General features: G+C 69.6%; 14 protein-coding genes. 4 read left to right on the top strand and 10 right to left on the bottom strand.

Going from position 1 to position 17,581, the window contains the following annotated elements:
- Positions 1 to 38 precede the first annotated feature (38 nt).
- The 3 genes from OG219_RS35745 (at position 39) to OG219_RS35735 (ending at position 3,656) form a co-directional block, all read left to right on the top strand.
- On the top strand, positions 39 to 983 hold the full coding sequence (locus OG219_RS35745) for a sucrase ferredoxin (RefSeq protein WP_266833630.1): 945 nt from the start codon (positions 39 to 41) through the stop codon (positions 981 to 983).
- A gap of 265 nt (positions 984 to 1,248) precedes the next feature.
- Positions 1,249 to 2,979 (top strand): sensor histidine kinase, encoded by a 1,731-nt coding sequence (locus tag OG219_RS35740; RefSeq protein ID WP_266833628.1) that lies wholly within the window; start codon positions 1,249 to 1,251, stop codon positions 2,977 to 2,979.
- Positions 2,976 to 3,656 carry a response regulator gene (locus OG219_RS35735; RefSeq protein ID WP_266833626.1) on the top strand — a complete coding sequence of 227 codons (681 nt, stop codon included), beginning with the start codon at positions 2,976 to 2,978 and terminating at the stop codon, positions 3,654 to 3,656. The genes OG219_RS35740 and OG219_RS35735 overlap by 4 nt, the downstream gene beginning before the upstream one ends.
- Before the next feature lie 18 nt (positions 3,657 to 3,674).
- On the opposite strand, the gene OG219_RS35730 is transcribed toward OG219_RS35735, so the two are convergent.
- From OG219_RS35730 to OG219_RS35705, 6 genes are all read right to left on the bottom strand, one after another.
- Positions 3,675 to 5,267: a cation acetate symporter gene (locus OG219_RS35730; protein ID WP_266833624.1), complete on the bottom strand. Its 1,593-nt coding sequence runs from the start codon at positions 5,265 to 5,267 to the stop codon at positions 3,675 to 3,677.
- Positions 5,264 to 5,752 (bottom strand): DUF485 domain-containing protein, encoded by a 489-nt coding sequence (locus OG219_RS35725; RefSeq protein WP_266833622.1) that lies wholly within the window; start codon positions 5,750 to 5,752, stop codon positions 5,264 to 5,266. The genes OG219_RS35730 and OG219_RS35725 overlap by 4 nt, the downstream gene beginning before the upstream one ends.
- Positions 5,753 to 5,856: 104 nt before the next feature.
- The gene (locus OG219_RS35720; RefSeq protein ID WP_266833620.1) at positions 5,857 to 6,534 is read right to left on the bottom strand and encodes a response regulator transcription factor; all 678 of its coding nucleotides are present in this window, start codon (positions 6,532 to 6,534) and stop codon (positions 5,857 to 5,859) included.
- A complete protein-coding gene (locus OG219_RS35715; RefSeq protein WP_266833618.1) occupies positions 6,531 to 7,682 on the bottom strand; it encodes a sensor histidine kinase in 1,152 nt (383 codons plus the stop codon). Before OG219_RS35715 ends, OG219_RS35720 begins: the two co-directional genes overlap by 4 nt.
- Positions 7,679 to 8,206, bottom strand: coding sequence for a DUF1453 domain-containing protein (locus OG219_RS35710; RefSeq protein WP_266833616.1), 528 nt, complete (start codon positions 8,204 to 8,206; stop codon positions 7,679 to 7,681). The genes OG219_RS35715 and OG219_RS35710 overlap by 4 nt, the downstream gene beginning before the upstream one ends.
- Before the next feature lie 703 nt (positions 8,207 to 8,909).
- Positions 8,910 to 11,033, bottom strand: a complete 2,124-nt coding sequence (locus tag OG219_RS35705; protein ID WP_266833614.1) for a type IIA DNA topoisomerase subunit B — start codon at positions 11,031 to 11,033, stop codon at positions 8,910 to 8,912.
- 442 nt (positions 11,034 to 11,475) lie between these two features.
- Here OG219_RS35705 and OG219_RS35700 point away from each other — a divergent pair, with 442 nt between their 5' ends.
- Complete coding sequence (locus OG219_RS35700) at positions 11,476 to 11,706, top strand: hypothetical protein (protein ID WP_121406526.1); 231 nt, start codon at positions 11,476 to 11,478, stop codon at positions 11,704 to 11,706.
- Between the two features lie 109 nt (positions 11,707 to 11,815).
- Here OG219_RS35700 and OG219_RS35695 read toward each other — a convergent pair whose 3' ends face one another.
- From OG219_RS35695 to OG219_RS35680, 4 genes are all read right to left on the bottom strand, one after another.
- Positions 11,816 to 12,634 carry a serine protease gene (locus OG219_RS35695; protein ID WP_266833611.1) on the bottom strand — a complete coding sequence of 273 codons (819 nt, stop codon included), beginning with the start codon at positions 12,632 to 12,634 and terminating at the stop codon, positions 11,816 to 11,818.
- A 132-nt stretch (positions 12,635 to 12,766) separates the two neighbouring features.
- Positions 12,767 to 14,308, bottom strand: a complete 1,542-nt coding sequence (locus OG219_RS35690) for an RNA polymerase sigma factor (protein ID WP_266833609.1) — start codon at positions 14,306 to 14,308, stop codon at positions 12,767 to 12,769.
- 407 nt (positions 14,309 to 14,715) lie between these two features.
- A complete protein-coding gene (locus OG219_RS35685; protein WP_266833607.1) occupies positions 14,716 to 15,603 on the bottom strand; it encodes a FadR/GntR family transcriptional regulator in 888 nt (295 codons plus the stop codon).
- 162 nt (positions 15,604 to 15,765) lie between these two features.
- Positions 15,766 to 17,526, bottom strand: a complete 1,761-nt coding sequence (locus tag OG219_RS35680; protein WP_266833605.1) for an ATP-binding cassette domain-containing protein — start codon at positions 17,524 to 17,526, stop codon at positions 15,766 to 15,768.
- Between the last annotated feature and the right edge of the window lie 55 nt (positions 17,527 to 17,581).

Genomic DNA, 17,581 nt, shown 5'->3' with positions numbered 1-17,581 from the left:
GAAGTCGCCCTGGCCGAAGTCAGGTTAGGCTCACCTCTGTGAGTACGTGCACGACCGCGTCCCGGGACCTCGATGAGCCCCTCGCGGGGACCGCGGCCACCGCGAAGACATGGCTGCTGCTCGAGCAGCCCGGTCCCTGGGGTGCCAAGGCGCTCACTTCGAGCCACCTGGACCCCGTGCTCGGCCGCGCCCTCGAAGCAGCCGCGGCGGACACCGGCGTACGGATCGCACTCATCCGGCGCCCGGGACGGCACGCCGACTTCGGTCAGCCCGCCGAGCGCCAGGTGTATGCAGCCCACACAGCTCCGGGAAACGTTTGGCTGCACAGCGCCACAACGTCCGACCCTGAGCAGTTGCTCAACCTCGACTTCACGGCGCTCGGTATGGGTGACCATCACACCTTCGAGGCCGTTCTTGAGGGCCAGGCCCACACCGGCGACCCACTCGCCCTCGTCTGCACCAACGGCAAGCGCGACCGCTGCTGCGCCCTGCTCGGCCGCCCCCTCGCAGCCGAGCTCGCCGCCTCCGGAGTGGAGGGCGCCTGGGAGGTCACCCACCTCGGCGGTCACCGCTTCTCGCCCACCCTGCTCGTCCTGCCGTACGGATACGCGTACGGGCGGGCCGAGGCCCATGCCGTCAAGGAGATCCTCCAGGGCGTCCAGGAGGGGCGTGTGGTCACCGAGGGCTGTCGCGGGGGCTCCGCCTGGGAACGTCCCGGACAGGCGGCCGAGCTGGCCGTGCGTACCGCCGCCCGAGAGCACGCCGTGGACGCCCTGAGCGTCGTCCGCACGGACGGCGAGGCCCCGCGCTGGGAAGTGACCGTCGCCCACACCGACGGCCGCGTGTGGCGCGTCGTCGTCGCGCAGGGCACCTCGCTCCCGCCCCGCTCGGAGAGCTGCGGCTCGGCCCTGGGGTCACCGGCTCGTATGGACGTAGTGGCGGTACGGGAATTGTCCCCGGCCGCGCTTCCTCTCCCCTGCTGATCGGCTCTCGGCCCGACAGAGGCGTGCCGCGGCGAGACACCGGAGGGGCCAGTTCACGGGTCTGGCGCGGGACCGGGCGGTGCACTAGACACGCCGCCGACCCACCGACGGCCACATCTCCGCCGCTCGACGCCACCCGAGCCCAACCGGGCCCAGTACCCACACCCTGTCCTGACCATCCACTCCCCGCCCTCAAACCCGGCGCCCAAGAGATCCATGCCACACCCCTACGGCAGGACCCGCTCACCGCCGTACCGTCATAGGCATGAGCCCCACTCCCCCCGTACGACGACTGCGCCTCGGTCTGCCGCGGCGGGCGTTCTCGCAGGTACTGCTGATGCAGGTGGCGATCGCCGCGGGTGTCGCCGTGCTCGCGACCGGGCTGTTCCTCGCCCCGCTCAGCGCGCAGCTGGACGACCAGGCGATGCGACGCGCGCTCGCGATCGCGCAGACCACGGCGGTCCAGCCGCAGATCGCCGAGGACCTGCAGACGACACGGCCGTCCGTGGACGGGCCCGTGCAGGCCGAGGCGGAGCGGATACGGAAGGCCAGCGGGGCCGAGTACGTCGTGGTGATGAACATGCAAGGCGTGCGCTGGTCGCACACCGACACCACGCAGATCGGCAAGGTCGTCTCGACCGACCCCAGCCAGGCCCTGGCCGGCAAGGACGTCATGGAGATCGACGACGGCACCCTGGGGCGCTCCGCCCGCGGCAAGGTGCCGCTGCGCGACGCCGACGGGGACATCGTCGGCGCGATCTCGGTCGGCATCGAGTACGACAGCGTGCGGGCCCGGCTGATCCACGCGATCCCCGGGCTGCTGGCGTACGCGGGCGGAGCTCTGGCGGTCGGTGCGCTGGCCGCGTATCTGATCTCCCGCCGGGTTCAGCGGCAGACCCGTGACCTGGCCTTTTCTGATATTTCAGCGCTGCTCGCGGAGCGTGAGGCGATGCTGCACGGCATCCGTGAGGGCGTGGTCGCGCTGGACGGCGACGGCCGCGTACGCCTCCTCAACGACGAGGCGCAACGCCTGCTGGGGCTCGACGCGGAGGCCATCGGACAGCCGCTCGACGACACGCTCGGACCGGGCCGTACGACCGATGTGCTGGCCGGACGCGTCACCGGCACCGACCTGCTCACCGTTCGCGGCCAGAGGGTCCTGGTCGCCAACCGCATGCCCACGGACGACGGCGGCGCCGTGGCCACCCTGCGCGACCGCACCGAGGTGGAGCAGCTCGGCCGCGAACTCGACTCCACACGCGGCCTGATCGACGCCCTGCGCGCCCAGGACCACGAGCACGCCAACCGGATGCACACACTCCTGGGGCTGCTCGAGCTGGAGATGTACGACGACGCCAAGGAGTTCGTCGGCGAGGTGGTCGGTGACCACAGGGTCACCGCCGAACAGGTCACCGAGAAGGTCCACGATCCGCTGCTGGCCGCCCTGTTGGTCGGCAAGTCCGCCGTGGCGGCCGAGCGCGGCGTGGCCCTGTGGATCTCGGACACGACGTTCTTGCCGGATCGCCTGGTTGACCCAGGGGGGCTGGTGACAGTCGTCGGCAATCTGGTCGACAACGCTCTCGACGCCGTCGCGGGCACGCCTCACGCGCGCGTGGAGGTCGAATTGCGGGCCGCGGGGCGTACCGCCGTGCTGCGGGTACGGGACACCGGTCCCGGAATCCCGGAGGACCGGTGGGAACTGATCTTCACGGACGGCTGGTCCACCAAGAAACCGCCCGCGCACGGAAAGCGCGGCATAGGTCTGCCCATGGTGCGTCGGCTCGCCGAACGGCAGGGTGGCAGCGCGCAGGTGGCCGAGGCGGACGGCGGAGGCGCGGAGTTCACCGTCGTACTGCCGGAGGCACTCAGGGAACCGGTGCTCGAGCCGGCGGCGGGGCTCGCGCCAGGGACGGGCCCCAAGCTCCTGCCCGAACCGTCTCCGGAGTCCCCTGCCGTCACCACCACAGCCATGGATGCCAAGGAGGGGTCGCGATGATCGAGGTCCTGGTCGTGGACGACGACATCCGGGTCGCGCGGGTCAACGCCGCATACGTGGCGAAGGTGCCGGGCTTCCATGTCGCGGGTGAGGCCCACAGCGCGGCCGAGGCTCTGAGCCGGATGGAGGCGCTGCCCCACCTGGACCTGGTCCTCATGGACCACTATCTGCCGGACGACACGGGCTTGGCGGTCGTCCAGGAGATGCGCCGGCGCGGCCACCAGACCGACGTCATCATGGTGACCGCCGCCCGTGACATCTCGACGGTCCAGGCGGCGATGCGGCAGGGCGCGCTCCAGTACCTGGTCAAGCCGTTCGCCTTCGCGGGCCTGCGCGCCAAACTGGAGGCGTACGCGGATCTGCGGCGCACCCTCGACGGCGGCGGAGAGGCCGAACAGGCCGAGGTGGACCGGATATTCGGCGCCTTGTCGGCGAACACGGAGACGGACCTGCCCAAGGGCCACTCCGCCACGACCGCGGAGCTCGTACGCCGCGCCCTGGTGAACTCCGAGGGCCCCCTGTCGGCCCAGGAGGTGGCGGAGGAGACCGGACTGAGCAGACAGACCGCCCAGCGCTATCTGAAGCTCCTGGAGCGCACGGGACGGGCCCGGCTGACCCTGAAGTACGGCGACGCCGGCCGCCCGGAGCATCGCTACGTCTGGGCGACCCACGTCTGAGGGCATGTGGCGAAGCCCTCAGACGGCCCCGGCCCCGGTCAACGACCGCACCTCGGTCTCCGCGTGCTTGGCCTGGTCCGGCGGCTCCGCCGAGGTGACCGTGCCCAGCCAGCCCGCGAGGAAGCCCAGCGGGATGGACACTAGGCCCGGGTTCTGCAGCGGGAAGTACTGGAAGTTCACTCCCGGGAACAGCGATTCGGGGCTCCCCGACACCACCGGCGACAGCAGCACGAGCAACAGCGCGGGCACCAGGCCCCCGTATACGGCCCACACCGCGCCGCGCGTCGTGAAACCCCGCCAGAACAGCGAGTACAGCAGGACCGGCAGGTTCGCGGAGGCGGCGACCGCGAAGGCGAGGCCCACCAGGAAGGCCACGTTCAGGTCGCGGGCCAGGAGGCCGAGCGCGATCGCGACCACGCCGATGCCGACCGCCGCGGTGCGCGCCACGGCGACCTCGCTGCGCGGCTTGGCACGCCGTCGTCGCAGCGACGCGTACAGATCGTGGGCCACGGACGCCGAGGACGCCAGGGTGATTCCGGCGACGACCGCGAGGATCGTCGCGAACGCGATGGCGGCGACGATCGCGAACAGAACCGTTCCTCCCGTTGAGTCGGCGCCACCGCCCAGATCGAGCGCCAGCAGCGGAACCGCCGTGTTCCCAGCCGCGTTCGACCCACGCACGGCTTCCGGACCGACGATCGCTGCCGCACCGAAACCCAGCACGAACGTCATCAGGTAGAAGCTCCCGATGAGGCCGATCGCCCAGACCACCGAACGCCGCGCGGCCCGCGCCGTCGGCACGGTGTAGAACCGCGACAGGATGTGCGGCAGCCCGGCCGTGCCCAGCACCAGCGCGAGGCCCAGGCTGATGAAGTCGAAGCGGGCCGTCCAGTCCCCGCCGTACTTCAGCCCGGGCGCGAGGAACGCGTCACCGTGTCCGCTGCGCTCCGCGGCCGAACGCAGCAGCTGGTTGAAGTCCCCGTGGAACCGGACGAGGACAAGCACGGTCAGCGCAATGGCCCCGCCCATCAACAGGACCGCCTTGACGATCTGGATCCACGTGGTGGCCCGCATCCCTCCCATCGACACATAGATCACCATGAGCGCACCGACGCCGATGACCGTCCAGTTGCGCGCCGCCTCGCTCGTGCCCCCGAGCAGCAGCGCGACCAGGCTGCCCGCTCCCACCATCTGCGCCACCAGATACAGAACGGACACCGTCACCGAAGAAGTTCCCACGGCGATCCGTACCGGCCGCTCGCTCATCCGGGCGGCGACTACGTCGGCGAGCGTGAACCGCCCGCAGTTGCGCACGAGTTCGGCGACCAGGAACAGGACCACGAGCCAGGCCACCAGAAAGCCCACCACGTACAGGAGCCCGTCGTAGCCGAAGAGCGCGATCAGTCCCGTGACGCCCAGGAAGGACGCCGCCGACATGTAGTCGCCGGAGATGGCAAAACCATTCTCCATCGGCGAGAACAGCCGCCCGCCGGCATAGAACTCCTCCGCCGAACCATGCCGGTTGCGGCTCACCCACGTCGTGATCGCCAGCGTCACCGCGACGAACGCGCTGAACAGCAGCAGCGCCAGCGTCTGATGGTTGCCGCTCACCGCTCACCACCTCTGACACTCCGGGTCAGCTCCTGGGTGTCCCAGCGCAGATCGAGCGCGGCCCGGTCCCTGCGCAGCCGCGCATGCCGCGCGTACGCCCAGGTGAACAGGAAGGTGGTGACGAACTGTCCGAGCCCCGCGACCATCGCCACGTTCACCGCGCCGGCAACGGGCCTGGCCATGAAGCCGGGTGCCGTCGTCGCCGTCACCACATAGCCGACGTACCAGGTGAAGAAGACGGCGACACCGGGGACCACGAACCTCCGGTACCGGCTGCGCACCTCCTGGAAGGCGGCACTGCGCTGCACCTCCAGATAGACGTCTGCCGTCCCGCCCGCCCGACGTTCATGCTCCGGGTGCGCGGGCGGCACGGCGGGAGCGGGCGCACCCGTGCCGTCCAACTCACCCCAGCCGGAGGCAAGCGCGTCGTACCAGGGGTCGTCGAACCGGACCTTCCCGGTTTCACGACCGTCGTGCTTCTCCACCGAACTCTCCTTGTCCGCGGCCCGTTTCCGCCGCGTGCCCAAGGATGTGCAGATCGGGAAGATCCCGGACTCTTCTCCCCGCGCTCTTCACTCCATCAGGTGACTCAGCCTGCCGGTGGCCGTACGAGACCCTTCCCATAGGCGTAACGGACTGCCTGAGCACGGTCCTTGATCCCGGTCTTGGCGAAGAGGTTGTTGATGTGGGTCTTCACCGTCGCCGTGGAGACATGCAGCGCGCGGGCGATCTCCTGGTTGGTGAGGCCTTCGGCGATCAGGAGCAGCACTTCCGTCTCGCGCGCGGTGAGCCCGTCCGGCGGTTCCGGAGGCGTGACCGGCTCCGGCTCCGACAGCCGCTCCAGCAGCCGTCGTTGGACACTCGGCGAGAGTCCCGCCTCCCCGGAGAGCACGCTCCGCACCGCCCTGACGATCTCGTCGCCTCCGGCGTCCTTGGTCAGATAGCCCCGCGCCCCCGCTCTGAGTGCGGGAAACAGCGACTCGTCGTCCTCGTACGTGGTGAGCACGACGACCTGCGTACCCGGGTACTCGGCGCGGATGCGCCGGGTCGCCTCGACACCGTCGCAACGAGGCATCCGCAGATCCATCAGCACGACGTCCGGGGCGAGTTCGGCGACAAGGGCCACGGCCTCGTCACCGTCCCCGGCCGCGCCGACGACCTCGATCCCGGGCAACAACCCCAGCAGCATCACAATGCCCTCGCGCACCACGGTCTGGTCGTCCGTCACCACGACCCGCGCCGGCTTCCTCCCCTCCTCATCCGTCATACGGGCACCTTCAGCGTCACCACGAACCCCTCCTCGTCCGGCCCGGCCTCCAGCGAGCCGCCCAGCAACTCGGCCCGCTCACGCATGCCGAGCAGACCGTACCCGGCGCCGGAGCCGCTGAGCTCGCCCGGCATCCCTCCCGAGTCCCGTACGCCCAGGGTCACTTCGCGCTCGCCGTAGTCCAGCCAGATCTGGACCTTGGCGCCCTGAGCGTGCTTGCGGACGTTCGTCAGAGCTTCCTGCGCGACCCTGCGCACCGCCTGCGAAGCCTCCGCACGCAGCGGCTGCCTTTCACCCGTCACGGTGACATCGGCACCGTCGGTCGTGGCGACGAGCTCACTCAGGAAGTCCTCCAGCGGGGACATCTCGCCGCGCAAGGCGGACAGCGCCTGCCGGGTCTCGGCGAGCCCCTCCCGTGCCATCCCCCGTGCCGCCACGACCCGTTCGAGGATCGTCTCCCGGTCTGCACCGCGCTCGATGAGCAGACGGGCCGCCTCCAGGTGCACGAGCTGTGCCGAGAGGCTGTGCGCCAGCACGTCGTGGATCTCCCGCGCGATCCTGGCCCGCTCCGCGAGCGCCGCCGACTCCGCCTCCGCCACCCGCGCCGCTCGCTCCTGAGCCAGCAGTCGTTGCGCACTCCCCCGCGCTTCCGCGTCCAGGCGCAGCACATACCCGGCCAGGGCGAGCCCCACCGTCGTGGCCAGGGTCGTCAGCCAGACATCGTCGTTGACCACCGCGTACGCCCCCAGCGCCACGGAAGTCGCGGGAAGCGCCGCCGCAAGAGGCAACCGCTCGATGGCACCGATGGCGCACCCGCACCACAGCACGAGGGCTGGAACCCGGAATCCGACGCTCTCCCCCACCGTCGCGATCCCGAGCAGCAGCGCGAGCAGCCCCAGCGAAGGCAGCAGGCGGTGTTCAAGCGTGGTCCGCCAGAAGCCCCACGCAGCGGCCCCGCACGCCACGACTCCCAGAACACCTGCCGCGATACCCCAGCCGTGCAGGTCGCTGTCGGTGAAGGTTGTCCCCAAAAGGATGCCGAGGGCGCCAATGCGCGTGGCCCATGCGAGCATGCGCCGGGGACGGGTCAATTCCGCTCGGGACAGTGCCTCGCGAGAGGGCCAGCGCGTCCAGACGTTCGCCGTCACACACGCTCCTTCCACGGGGCCCGGGCCACGCCGTCACCGTACGCCGCGCCCCGCCGGCTCGCCGGGTGCAGGGATTGTGACCGCCAGGCCAGAATTCCGGAGCGGACCAACAACGTGGCAGCGAGAGCCACCAGCACCATGGCAGTGGCGTCCTGGTGCACACCAAGGAGGGCGCCGATGCCGAACAGGCCCACGCGCAGGCCTATCCCCACGATCCATACGACCGCGCTCGCCTTGGTGCCCTGGCCCCACACCGAGCCGTCCGGCGCCGTCCATATCCGCGTCGTCCACGCCCAACCGGCTCCGGTGGCCAGACCGATGAGCAACTCCACACCAAGCAGGAGAATCGCCTCCGCCTGGTGGTGAGGGTCGATCACCCCCGGCTCTCGCAGAGCTATGAAACCCAGAACGGCAGGCAGGATCCACCAGCGCCTGTCCGAACTGATCCTTTGCGCGCGGAACTGCCGCACGATCATCAGCACGACAACGGCGAAGATCGCCAAGGCATCGACCAGCCCAGACATCACGGCCTCCGTGGACAAAGAGCGAGTACCGACAGCGGGAGCTGTCGACGCCTTCGACGCTACGGAAAATGGCTGGTCAGCAGATCGGAGCCAGGGTGGACCACGGGTGGATCTCCGCCCAGACCAGACCTCCACCCACGGGTGGAGCCCCACACAACACACCTGCCGGCCCAGGACGTTTTTCGCCCCCTCCGCCCCTACCCAACCCGAACCTGGGGGCTCCGCCCCCAGACCCCCGCTCGCCCGAAGGGCTCGTCCTCAAACGCCGGACGGGCTGGAGATACCTGGCCCGGGCTGAAAAATGCAGCCCCCACAGGTGGGTGGGGATCGGGACGGCACCACCCCACCCTCGGGCGGCAGACGGCAGACGGCAGACGGGTGGACACACCCACCCCGGCCGGAACAGTGCAGAGACACCAGTGGGCGGGAGATCGACATGACGCGGCCTCACCCTCAGAAGCCGAACCGGATCCTCACAAGCCGAACCGGCTGGAGAGGTCCCCCCGCCGGAAACGCACCCGCAGCCGCCCACGCACGGAAGGGGCCGGGGGCCGGTACATCAAATGCCCGTCGCATACGTGGTCACACCGAAGCCAAGCCATCCAACAAACCAAAGTGTCCATCGGCGACGGGCGGATGTACCGGCCCCCGGCCCCGACCCCCCACCGACCGGCAGGCGCCAGCCACAGCCCAGCAGCCGCGCCTACGCATCGATACGAGACCGATCCAACGTAGCCGCCGAACTCGAAATGAACTCCTTACGCGGAGCCACGTCATTCCCCATCAGCAGGTCAAACACCTGCTCGGACGCCTCCAGGTCAGAAATGTTGATCCGCCGCAGAGTCCGATGGCGCGGATCCATCGTGGTCTCGGCCAGCTGGTCGGCATCCATCTCACCGAGACCCTTGTACCGCTGGATCGAGTCCTTGTACCGCACGTTCTTGCGCTGCAGCTCGAGCACCGTCTCCCGCAGCTCACGGTCCGAGTACGTGTAGATGTACTTGTCCTGCCCCTTCTTGGGCTGGCTGAGCTCAATCCGGTGCAGCGGCGGAACCGCCGCGAACACCCGCCCGGCCTCGACCATCGGCCGCATGTAGCGCTGGAACAGCGTCAGCAGCAGCGTGCGGATGTGGGACCCGTCCACATCGGCATCGGTCATCATGATGATCTTGCCGTAGCGGGCCGCGTCGATGTCGAAGGTCCGACCGGACCCGGCCCCTATGACCTGGATGATCGCGCCGCACTCGGCGTTCTTGAGCATGTCCGTGACGGACGCCTTCTGGACGTTCAGGATCTTGCCCCGGATCGGCAGCAACGCCTGGAACTCGGAGTTCCGGGCGAGCTTGGCCGTACCCAGCGCGGAGTCACCCTCGACGATGAACAGCTCGCTGCGTCCGACGTCGTCACTGCGGCAGTCGGCCAGCTTGGCGGGCAGCGAGGAGGACTCCAGGGCCGTCTTCCGACGCTGCGCGTCCTTGTGCTGACGGGCCGCGATCCGCGTACGGGCGGCGGCGACGGCCTTCTCCATCACGACCCGGGCCTGCGCGGCAGCGTCCCGCTTCGTGGAGGTCAGGAAGTCCTTGAGCTCCTTTGACACGACGTTCGTCACGATGCGGCGCGCCGCCGAGGTGCCCAGGATCTCCTTGGTCTGGCCCTCGAACTGCGGCTCGGCGAGGCGGACGGTGACGACTACGGTCAGGCCCTCCAGCGCGTCGTCCTTGACGATGTCGTCCTCGGCGACGCGCAGCAGCTTCTTGGCCCGCAGCACCTCGTTCATCGTCTTGGCGACCGCCTGCTCGAAGCCTGCGACGTGGGTGCCGCCCTTGGGCGTGGCGATGATGTTCACGAACGACCGGAGAGTCGTGTCGTACCCGGTGCCCCAGCGCATCGCGACATCGACACCCAGCTCGCGGGTGACCTCGGTCGGCGTCATCTGCCCGTGGTCGTCGAGGACCGGGACGGTCTCCTTGAAGCTGCCCTGTCCGGAGAAACGGAGGACGTCGCAGACCGGCTTGTCGGTGGCCAGGTACTCACAGAACTCGCTGATGCCGCCGTCGAAGCGGAAGGACTCCTCGCCCTTGCTGCCGCCCTCCCCGAGCCCGTACTCGTCGCGCACGACGATGGTCAGGCCCGGCACCAGGAAGGCGGTCTGACGGGCTCGCTGGTGCAGGCCCTCCAAGGAGAGCTTGGCGTCCTTGAGGAAGATCTGACGGTCGGCCCAGTAGCGCACGCGCGTGCCGGTGCGGGTCTTGGGGATCCGCTTGAGCTTGCGCAGCCCGCCCGCGGCGTCGAAGGCCGCGTCGGGACCGTCCGCCTTGAACTCGCCCGGGGTGCCGCGCCGGAAGCTCACCGCGTGGGTGTTGCCGCTGCGGTCCACCTCGATGTCCAGGCGGGCGGAGAGCGCGTTCACCACGGAGGCGCCGACGCCGTGCAGACCGCCGGAGGCCGCGTACGAGCCGCCGCCGAACTTTCCGCCGGCGTGCAGCTTGGTCATCACGACCTCGACACCGGAGAGGCCGGTCTTGGGCTCCACGTCCACCGGGATGCCACGGCCGTTGTCCCGCACCTCCACCGAGGCGTCGTCGTGCAGGATCACCTCGATGTGGTCGCAGTAGCCCCCCAGGGCCTCGTCCACGGAGTTGTCGATGATCTCCCAGAGGCAGTGCATCAGGCCGCGGCTGTCGGTCGACCCGATGTACATGCCCGGGCGCTTGCGCACGGCCTCGAGCCCCTCGAGGACGAGCAGGTGCCGCGCGGTGTAGTTGGAACCGTCCCGGTCTGCTCCGGTCAGCAACGCAGTGGACGGCACGGACGTCTCGGCGGTCACGCGGTTCGCTCCTCGCTGAATTTCAAATGGGGCCCTTTTGGGTAAGGGCCGGGCTTCGGTCCCCGCTGAGAGGGTACCGAGGCCTGGTAGAGCCGTTGTAACGCCACCCTCGCACGAACTCAGACTAGTCCAGGGTCGTATGGGTGTTCGATCCCTCGATGGAGTGAAGTACATATCACGTTCCCTTCGGGGCATGAACCATTTAGGCTCCGGGCACGTCCTCATGAACAACCGGCAAGCCAGCCGGGAGGACCGACCCCCTGACAGACAGCGCGAACCCGTAAGACACGAAGACACGCAATACGGCCCATTCGCCGCCACCTGGCAGCAGACAGCCGCCCCGGAGAGAAATTTTCGAGGAAAAGCCACGAGCGGGAACGTTTTCGGCCTGGTTGGATGTTGACCCTGGTACGACAGCTCGTCGAGCTAGAGAAGAGGCGACGTGACTACTGTTCTGACCCCCGCGAGCCCGCTGACGGCCGCTGACCGCTGCGACCGTTGCGGCGCCCAGGCATATCTGCGCGTCGTCCTCCTGAGCGGCGGAGAACTGCTCTTCTGCGCCCACCACGGTCGCAAGTTCGAGCCGGAACTCAAGAAGATCGCCGCTGAGATACAGGACGAGACGGAGCGACTGACGTCCGTTCCGGAAAGCGTCAACGACGAAGAACGCTGACACTTCGCATCAACGACGAGCGGGTGCCGGCATCAGGCCGGTGTACGGGCGGCCACTCCCTGGACACAGGGAGTGGCCGCCCGTACTCGTACCGCGCCACGGGAAGCGCTCAGCGGCTCCCGCCGAGCCTCCGGACGACATCGGAGACCCGTGTGTAGACACCGGGGCTCCCTGCCCGCCCACAGCCGCTCCCCCACGACACCAGGCCGATGAGCCGCCCCTGGGCCACCAGCGGCCCGCCGCTGTCCCCCTGGCAGGCGTCCCGCCCGCCCGTGAGCTCCCCGGCGCACAGCATGGACGCCGCCTGGTAGGTGCCGACGGAGCTGCCCGGATAAGCGCGCTCACAGGCGTCATCGGGGAGCACGCTCACACGCGCGGCCCGCAGACTGCGCGCATAGTCGCCGCCGCCCGTCGTATCGCCCCAGCCGTAGACCACGGCGGCCGTACCCGGCGCGTACGCAGCGTCTCCAGCGGGCGCCATACGGACGACCGAGCTGTCGGGAAGCGGCGAGGCGAGGGTGAGCACGCCGAAGTCCCCGGCGTTCGTATAGCTGTCGTACTCGGGGTTGACCCAGATGCCGCTCACCGCGATCTCCTTGCCGTCGCCCGACAGCAGGTCTCCCCGGCCGGCGACGACCTTCAGGTCGCGGACCTGTTGCGGCGGCGCCCCCAGCACGTCCGTCCCCAGGCAGTGGGCCGCGGTCAGGACCGTGGAAGGGCTGATCACCACGCCGCCGCAGAACTGTCCCGCGCGCGTACCTCCGAACCGGTCACGGCTGGACAGCGCCACTGTCCACGGAGTCTCGGAGATCTCGACCGGAAAGCCGCCGATGATGATGCTGTCGGCCGCAGCCGGGGCGGGGGAAGCCAGCGGTATCGCGACCGCAGCGGCCGCGAGGGCCAGTGCCGAGGCAAAGGGACGGCGCATGCGCGCTCCTCACTCTGGGATGGTCATGGAAAACCCAGAGTGATCCAGTGAGCGGGGGCTCGCACTCCGCGCACAGACTGAGGGCCCGGCTCCCCCGTGGGAGCCGGGCCCTCAGTGACGTACGGCCGAGACCTAGTCGAGGTAGTCGCGCAGCACCTGCGAGCGCGACGGGTGACGCAGTTTCGACATCGTCTTGGACTCGATCTGGCGGATCCGCTCGCGCGTCACGCCGTACACCTTGCCGATCTCGTCGAGGGTCTTCGGCTGACCGTCGGTGAGACCGAAGCGCATCGAGACGACGCCCGCCTCGCGCTCGGACAGGGTGTCGAGTACGGAGTGCAGCTGCTCCTGGAGGAGCGTGAAGCTGACCGCGTCGGCCGGGACGACTGCCTCGGAGTCCTCGATGAGGTCACCGAACTCGCTGTCGCCGTCCTCACCCAGGGGGGTGTGGAGGGAGATCGGCTCACGGCCGTACTTCTGGACCTCGATGACCTTTTCAGGGGTCATGTCGAGCTCCTTGGCCAGCTCCTCCGGGGTGGGCTCGCGGCCCAGGTCCTGGAGCATCTGGCGCTGCACGCGCGCGAGCTTGTTGATGACCTCGACCATGTGCACCGGGATACGGATGGTGCGGGCCTGGTCGGCCATGGCGCGGGTGATCGCCTGACGGATCCACCAGGTGGCGTACGTGGAGAACTTGTAGCCCTTGGTGTAGTCGAACTTCTCGACCGCGCGGATCAGACCGAGGTTGCCCTCCTGGATGAGGTCCAGGAAGAGCATGCCGCGGCCGGTGTAGCGCTTGGCCAGGGAGACCACCAGACGGAGGTTGGCCTCCAGGAGGTGGTTCTTGGCGCGGCGCCCGTCCTCAGCGATGATCTCCAGCTCGCGCTTGAGCTTGGGGGCCAGCTTGTCGGCGTTGGCCAGCTTGTCCTCGGCGAACAGACCGGCCTCGATGCGCTTGGCGAGCTCGACCTCCTGCTCGGCGTTGAGGAGGGGGACCTTGCCGATCTGCTTGAGGTAGTCCTTGACCGGGTCGGCGGTGGCACCGGCCACGGCGACCTGCTGGGCCGGCGCGTCGTCCTCGTCGTCGTCGGAGAGGACGAAGCCCTTGTTCTCGGCCCCCTCCTCTTCCTCTTCGCCGGGCTTGCCGCCGGGGGTCTCCTCGGCCGCATCGTCGTCGACCAGTTCCGCATCGTCCTTCTTGGCGGTGGTCTTCTTCGCGACGGCGGCCTTCTTGGCGACCGTCTTCTTCGCGACCGCCTTCTTGGCGGTCGTCTTCTTGGCAGCGGACTTCTCGGCGGTCGCGTCCTCAGCCGGGTCGTCGGCGGCGGGCACGGCCGGGGCGGCGGTGGCGGTGGCCTTCTTGGTGGTCACCGTCTTCGCCGCGACCGTCTTGGTGGCGGTGCGCTTGGCCGGACTCTTCGCTGCGACGCTCTTTCGGGGGCGCTTTGGCTCCGCGGCACTGACCATCAGCGTCACACCCTCTTCCTCGAGGATCTGGTTGAGGCTGCGCAGTACGTTCTTCCACTGAGTGGCCGGAATCTGGTCAGCTTCGAAGGCCCGACGCACGTCATCGCCGGCGATCTGCCCCTCAGCCTTTCCCCGCTCGATGAGCGCCATGACAGAGACGGACTCGGCGATCTCCGGCGGGAGCGTACGGGATGTGCTGGCCGACACGAACAACCTCTCGGAACGTTGGAAAACGGCTTCCGGCCCCGTCCACAACGGACAGGAACCGACGACCGCCGACTTGGGGATGGGCCGACGGCGCGGGCGGGGGCCGGGAAGATGCACAGCGCCATGAACGGCGTCTGTATTCCCTCCTCGGCTGCCACCTCTTAGGTCATCGCGCTGCCTCGGCAAGCGTTACGCCCAATCTGCGTGGCCCGAGTCACACCCCGTAAGCGCGCAAAAGCGGCCAGATACGGTCAGAGAAGGTCAGCCGATCGGTCCGCCGCCCCTCACACCGCCGGACCCCGCCAGGTCCATGGAGGATCCGACGGGGTCCCGCGGGAGATGGTTCGCCGGCCGGGCGATGCCACGAGAGGGCACACGCCCCCGACCGTGCCGCCCTCGGTGCGCGGTCAGTGCTCGCGCGGCGCGGGCACCACGCGCTCCACCTCAGGATGGACGGTGAGCAGTTGCCGCATGGCCGCCTCGGCCGCCGCGCCGTCGGCCGCGGCGAGGGCCTCGACGATCCGGGCGTGGTGCCCCAGGGAGGCGTCGTTCGGCCGGTCACAGCCGGTGACGGGGTTGCCGGAGACCTGGAGCGCGGCCGACACGATCCCGGAGAGGTGCTCCAGCATCCGGTTGCCCGCGAGCTGGATGAGCAGCGCGTGGAACTCCGCGTCGGCCCGCGAGAAGGTGAGGGAGTCACCCTGCGCCATGGAATGGCCCATGATCTCGACCATGTCGCCGAGCCGCTGCTGGACCTCCTCACGCCCGTGACCCGCGGCAAGACGGGCGGCGAGCGGCTCGATCGTCCAGCGCAGCTCGCTCAGCTCACGTCGCTGATCGTCGCGCTGCGGTCCGAAGGCCCGCCATTCGATGATGTCCGGGTCCAGGAGATTCCAGTCGCTGACCGGGCGCACCCGCGTACCGACGTTGGGGCGGGCGCTGACCAGCCCCTTCGCCTCCAGGACGCGGAGCGATTCACGAACGACGGTACGGGAGACCTCGAACCGCTGACCGATCTCCTCGGGAACGAGCGGGCGGTCCGCGCCCAGGTCGCCGGAGACGATCATCTGGCCGAGCTGCTGGACGAGTTGACCGTGCAGCCCGCGTCCGCGGCTGCCCGCGGCACGCCGGCCCACGCGGCCCAGCTCAGGGTCCGCGCTCTCCCACGCGGGGGGACCCACGCGGCCGGCACCAGGGGCCTCGGCATAGGGATAGCGGTCGAGTTCGCCCGGGCCGGCCAGGCCGGAGTCTGCGGAGCGGGCGGCGGTCATCATGGTCTGCGCAAGGGTACTCACGGATCCTTTGTCGGCGCTGTCCCCAACTCCCTTGAGGTCTTTGGTGAAAAGCACACGAAAGGGTGATCGCTCACCCCGTCGCAATTGACGCCTTATCGGAAAGAAATGGACGTTCTCCGGGGAGTTGTGCGCACCACGGAACCGGAGAGGCGCCGACGGTCGTCATCGGACCCTGCTCCGCAGTGTCGTGAGCAGATATGCGCAGAGCAGAGCGGTCAGCGACAACATCAGCGCACCGCCCACAGGTTGGGCGACCATCCGCACGCCGGCCGCCAGATAGCGCTCTCCTCCGAACGGCCACTGCATCAGCATCAGCTCTCGCAGCCTTCCGGAGAACCCGGCCGCGGTCCGCACAGACGGCCCCTCCAAGACCTTTTGTACGAGCGGTACGACGAGGATCGGCACGGCGAGCACCGCCGCGAGCCCGGCGGTCGTGGACCGGAAGATGCCCGCGGCCAGCACGCCCGCCCAGGCGCAGCCCACCACGAGGCCGGTCCAACTCGCGCTCAGGGACAGCCAGTCGGCGGGAACTCCGGTGAGCTCCCGTCCGTAGACGAGATAGAGCGCTTCGAGGTCGCATCCGATGGTGAGAAGAGCCAGCATCAGCGCGGTGACCGAGGCGACGAGGAGTTTGGCGGTGAGCAGTCCCAGGCGGCGGGGGACGGTGCCGCGGTCCGCGGCCAGGGCGGGGTGGCGGAACTCGTCGCCGAAGGCGATCGCGCCGAGCAGTCCCGCACCGAGGGCGGCCGGCGGCAGCGGGAGCTCTTGCGGCCAGGCGGCCAGCAGGCGCGGCTGGGGCGTGTGACCGATTCTGGCCAGCAGCACGGACATGAGGGCTGAGACGGCGAGGACTGCGACCGTGGTGAGGTATCCGGTGCCGACTCCGGCGGCGCGGCGCAGTTCGTAGCGCAGGGGGCGCAGGGGGCTGGGCGCCTGGCGCACGGCGATGGGCGGCGGGAGGGGCGACAGGCCGTCCACGGTCGGCGTCGCGGCTGGGCGCGACTCGTCGCCAGGGTGCGCGTCGCCCTCGGCCGGCGGCGCGGCGAGGGGCCCCATGTCGCCGATTTCGTCGGCGAGTTGGTGTACGAGGACGCCGTGCCGGAAGGCGGTCTCCCCGACGTCGGCACACGTGCTGCCGTACACCGAGAGCCGGTTGCCGTCCTCGCGCACGATCTCGACGGAACGCCGCGCGGTGCGGGCCTCCTTTGTCAGCAGGGCACCGAGCCGGGCGGCGTGCGGGCTGCGGACGGCGACTCGGGGCCGCAGCCGGGTGCGGGCGAAGTCCGCGACCTCCTGGTCGGCGACGAGTCGGCCCGCTTCCAGCGTGACGACCCGGTCTGCGGTGTGCGCGGCCTCCTTGGGGTCGTCCGTGGTGAACAGCACCGTGCCGCCCTGGGCCGCATGCGCGCGCAGAATCCCATGCAGCCAACGGCCTTCGCGGGCGGAGAGCCCATCGGCCGGGTCGTCGAGGACGAGGGTGTGCGGGTCGGACAGCAGTGCGCACGCCAGACCGAGGCGTCGGTCCATGCCCCGTGACAGCGTGCCCAGGCGCTCGTCGCGCAGGCTGACGAGCCCCACCACTTCGAGGACTTCGTCGGCACGCCGCACGGGCACACCGGCGGCGGCGCACAGCATGCGGAGCTGGCCACGGACGGTCCGCGCCGGATGGCCCGGCACCTCGCCCAGGAGTACGCCGACTTCGCGCGACGGGTGAGCGATCCGGTGCAGCGGGCGGCCTCTGAAGTAGGTGATTCCGCGGCCCTGTTGGAGTTCGAGCAGGAGCTTCAGCACCGTCGTCTTGCCCGCACCCGGGGCTCCGACGATCGCTGTGACCCGGCCCCCGCGCGCCTCGAAGGACACGTCGTCGACGGCGGGCGGAAGCTCCTTGCGTGGGTTGCTGGTCAGTCCGATGGCCTGGATCACCCGAAGCAAGATAGCGCGAAATGTCTGATTTTGCGGGCATCTTGAGGCTCGTCTC

The organism is Streptomyces sp. NBC_00038, assembly GCF_026343635.1.
Classification (GTDB): domain Bacteria; phylum Actinomycetota; class Actinomycetes; order Streptomycetales; family Streptomycetaceae; genus Streptomyces.
The sequence above is the reverse complement of the archived record's forward strand: the minus strand, read 5'-3'. Positions and strand labels throughout refer to the sequence as shown.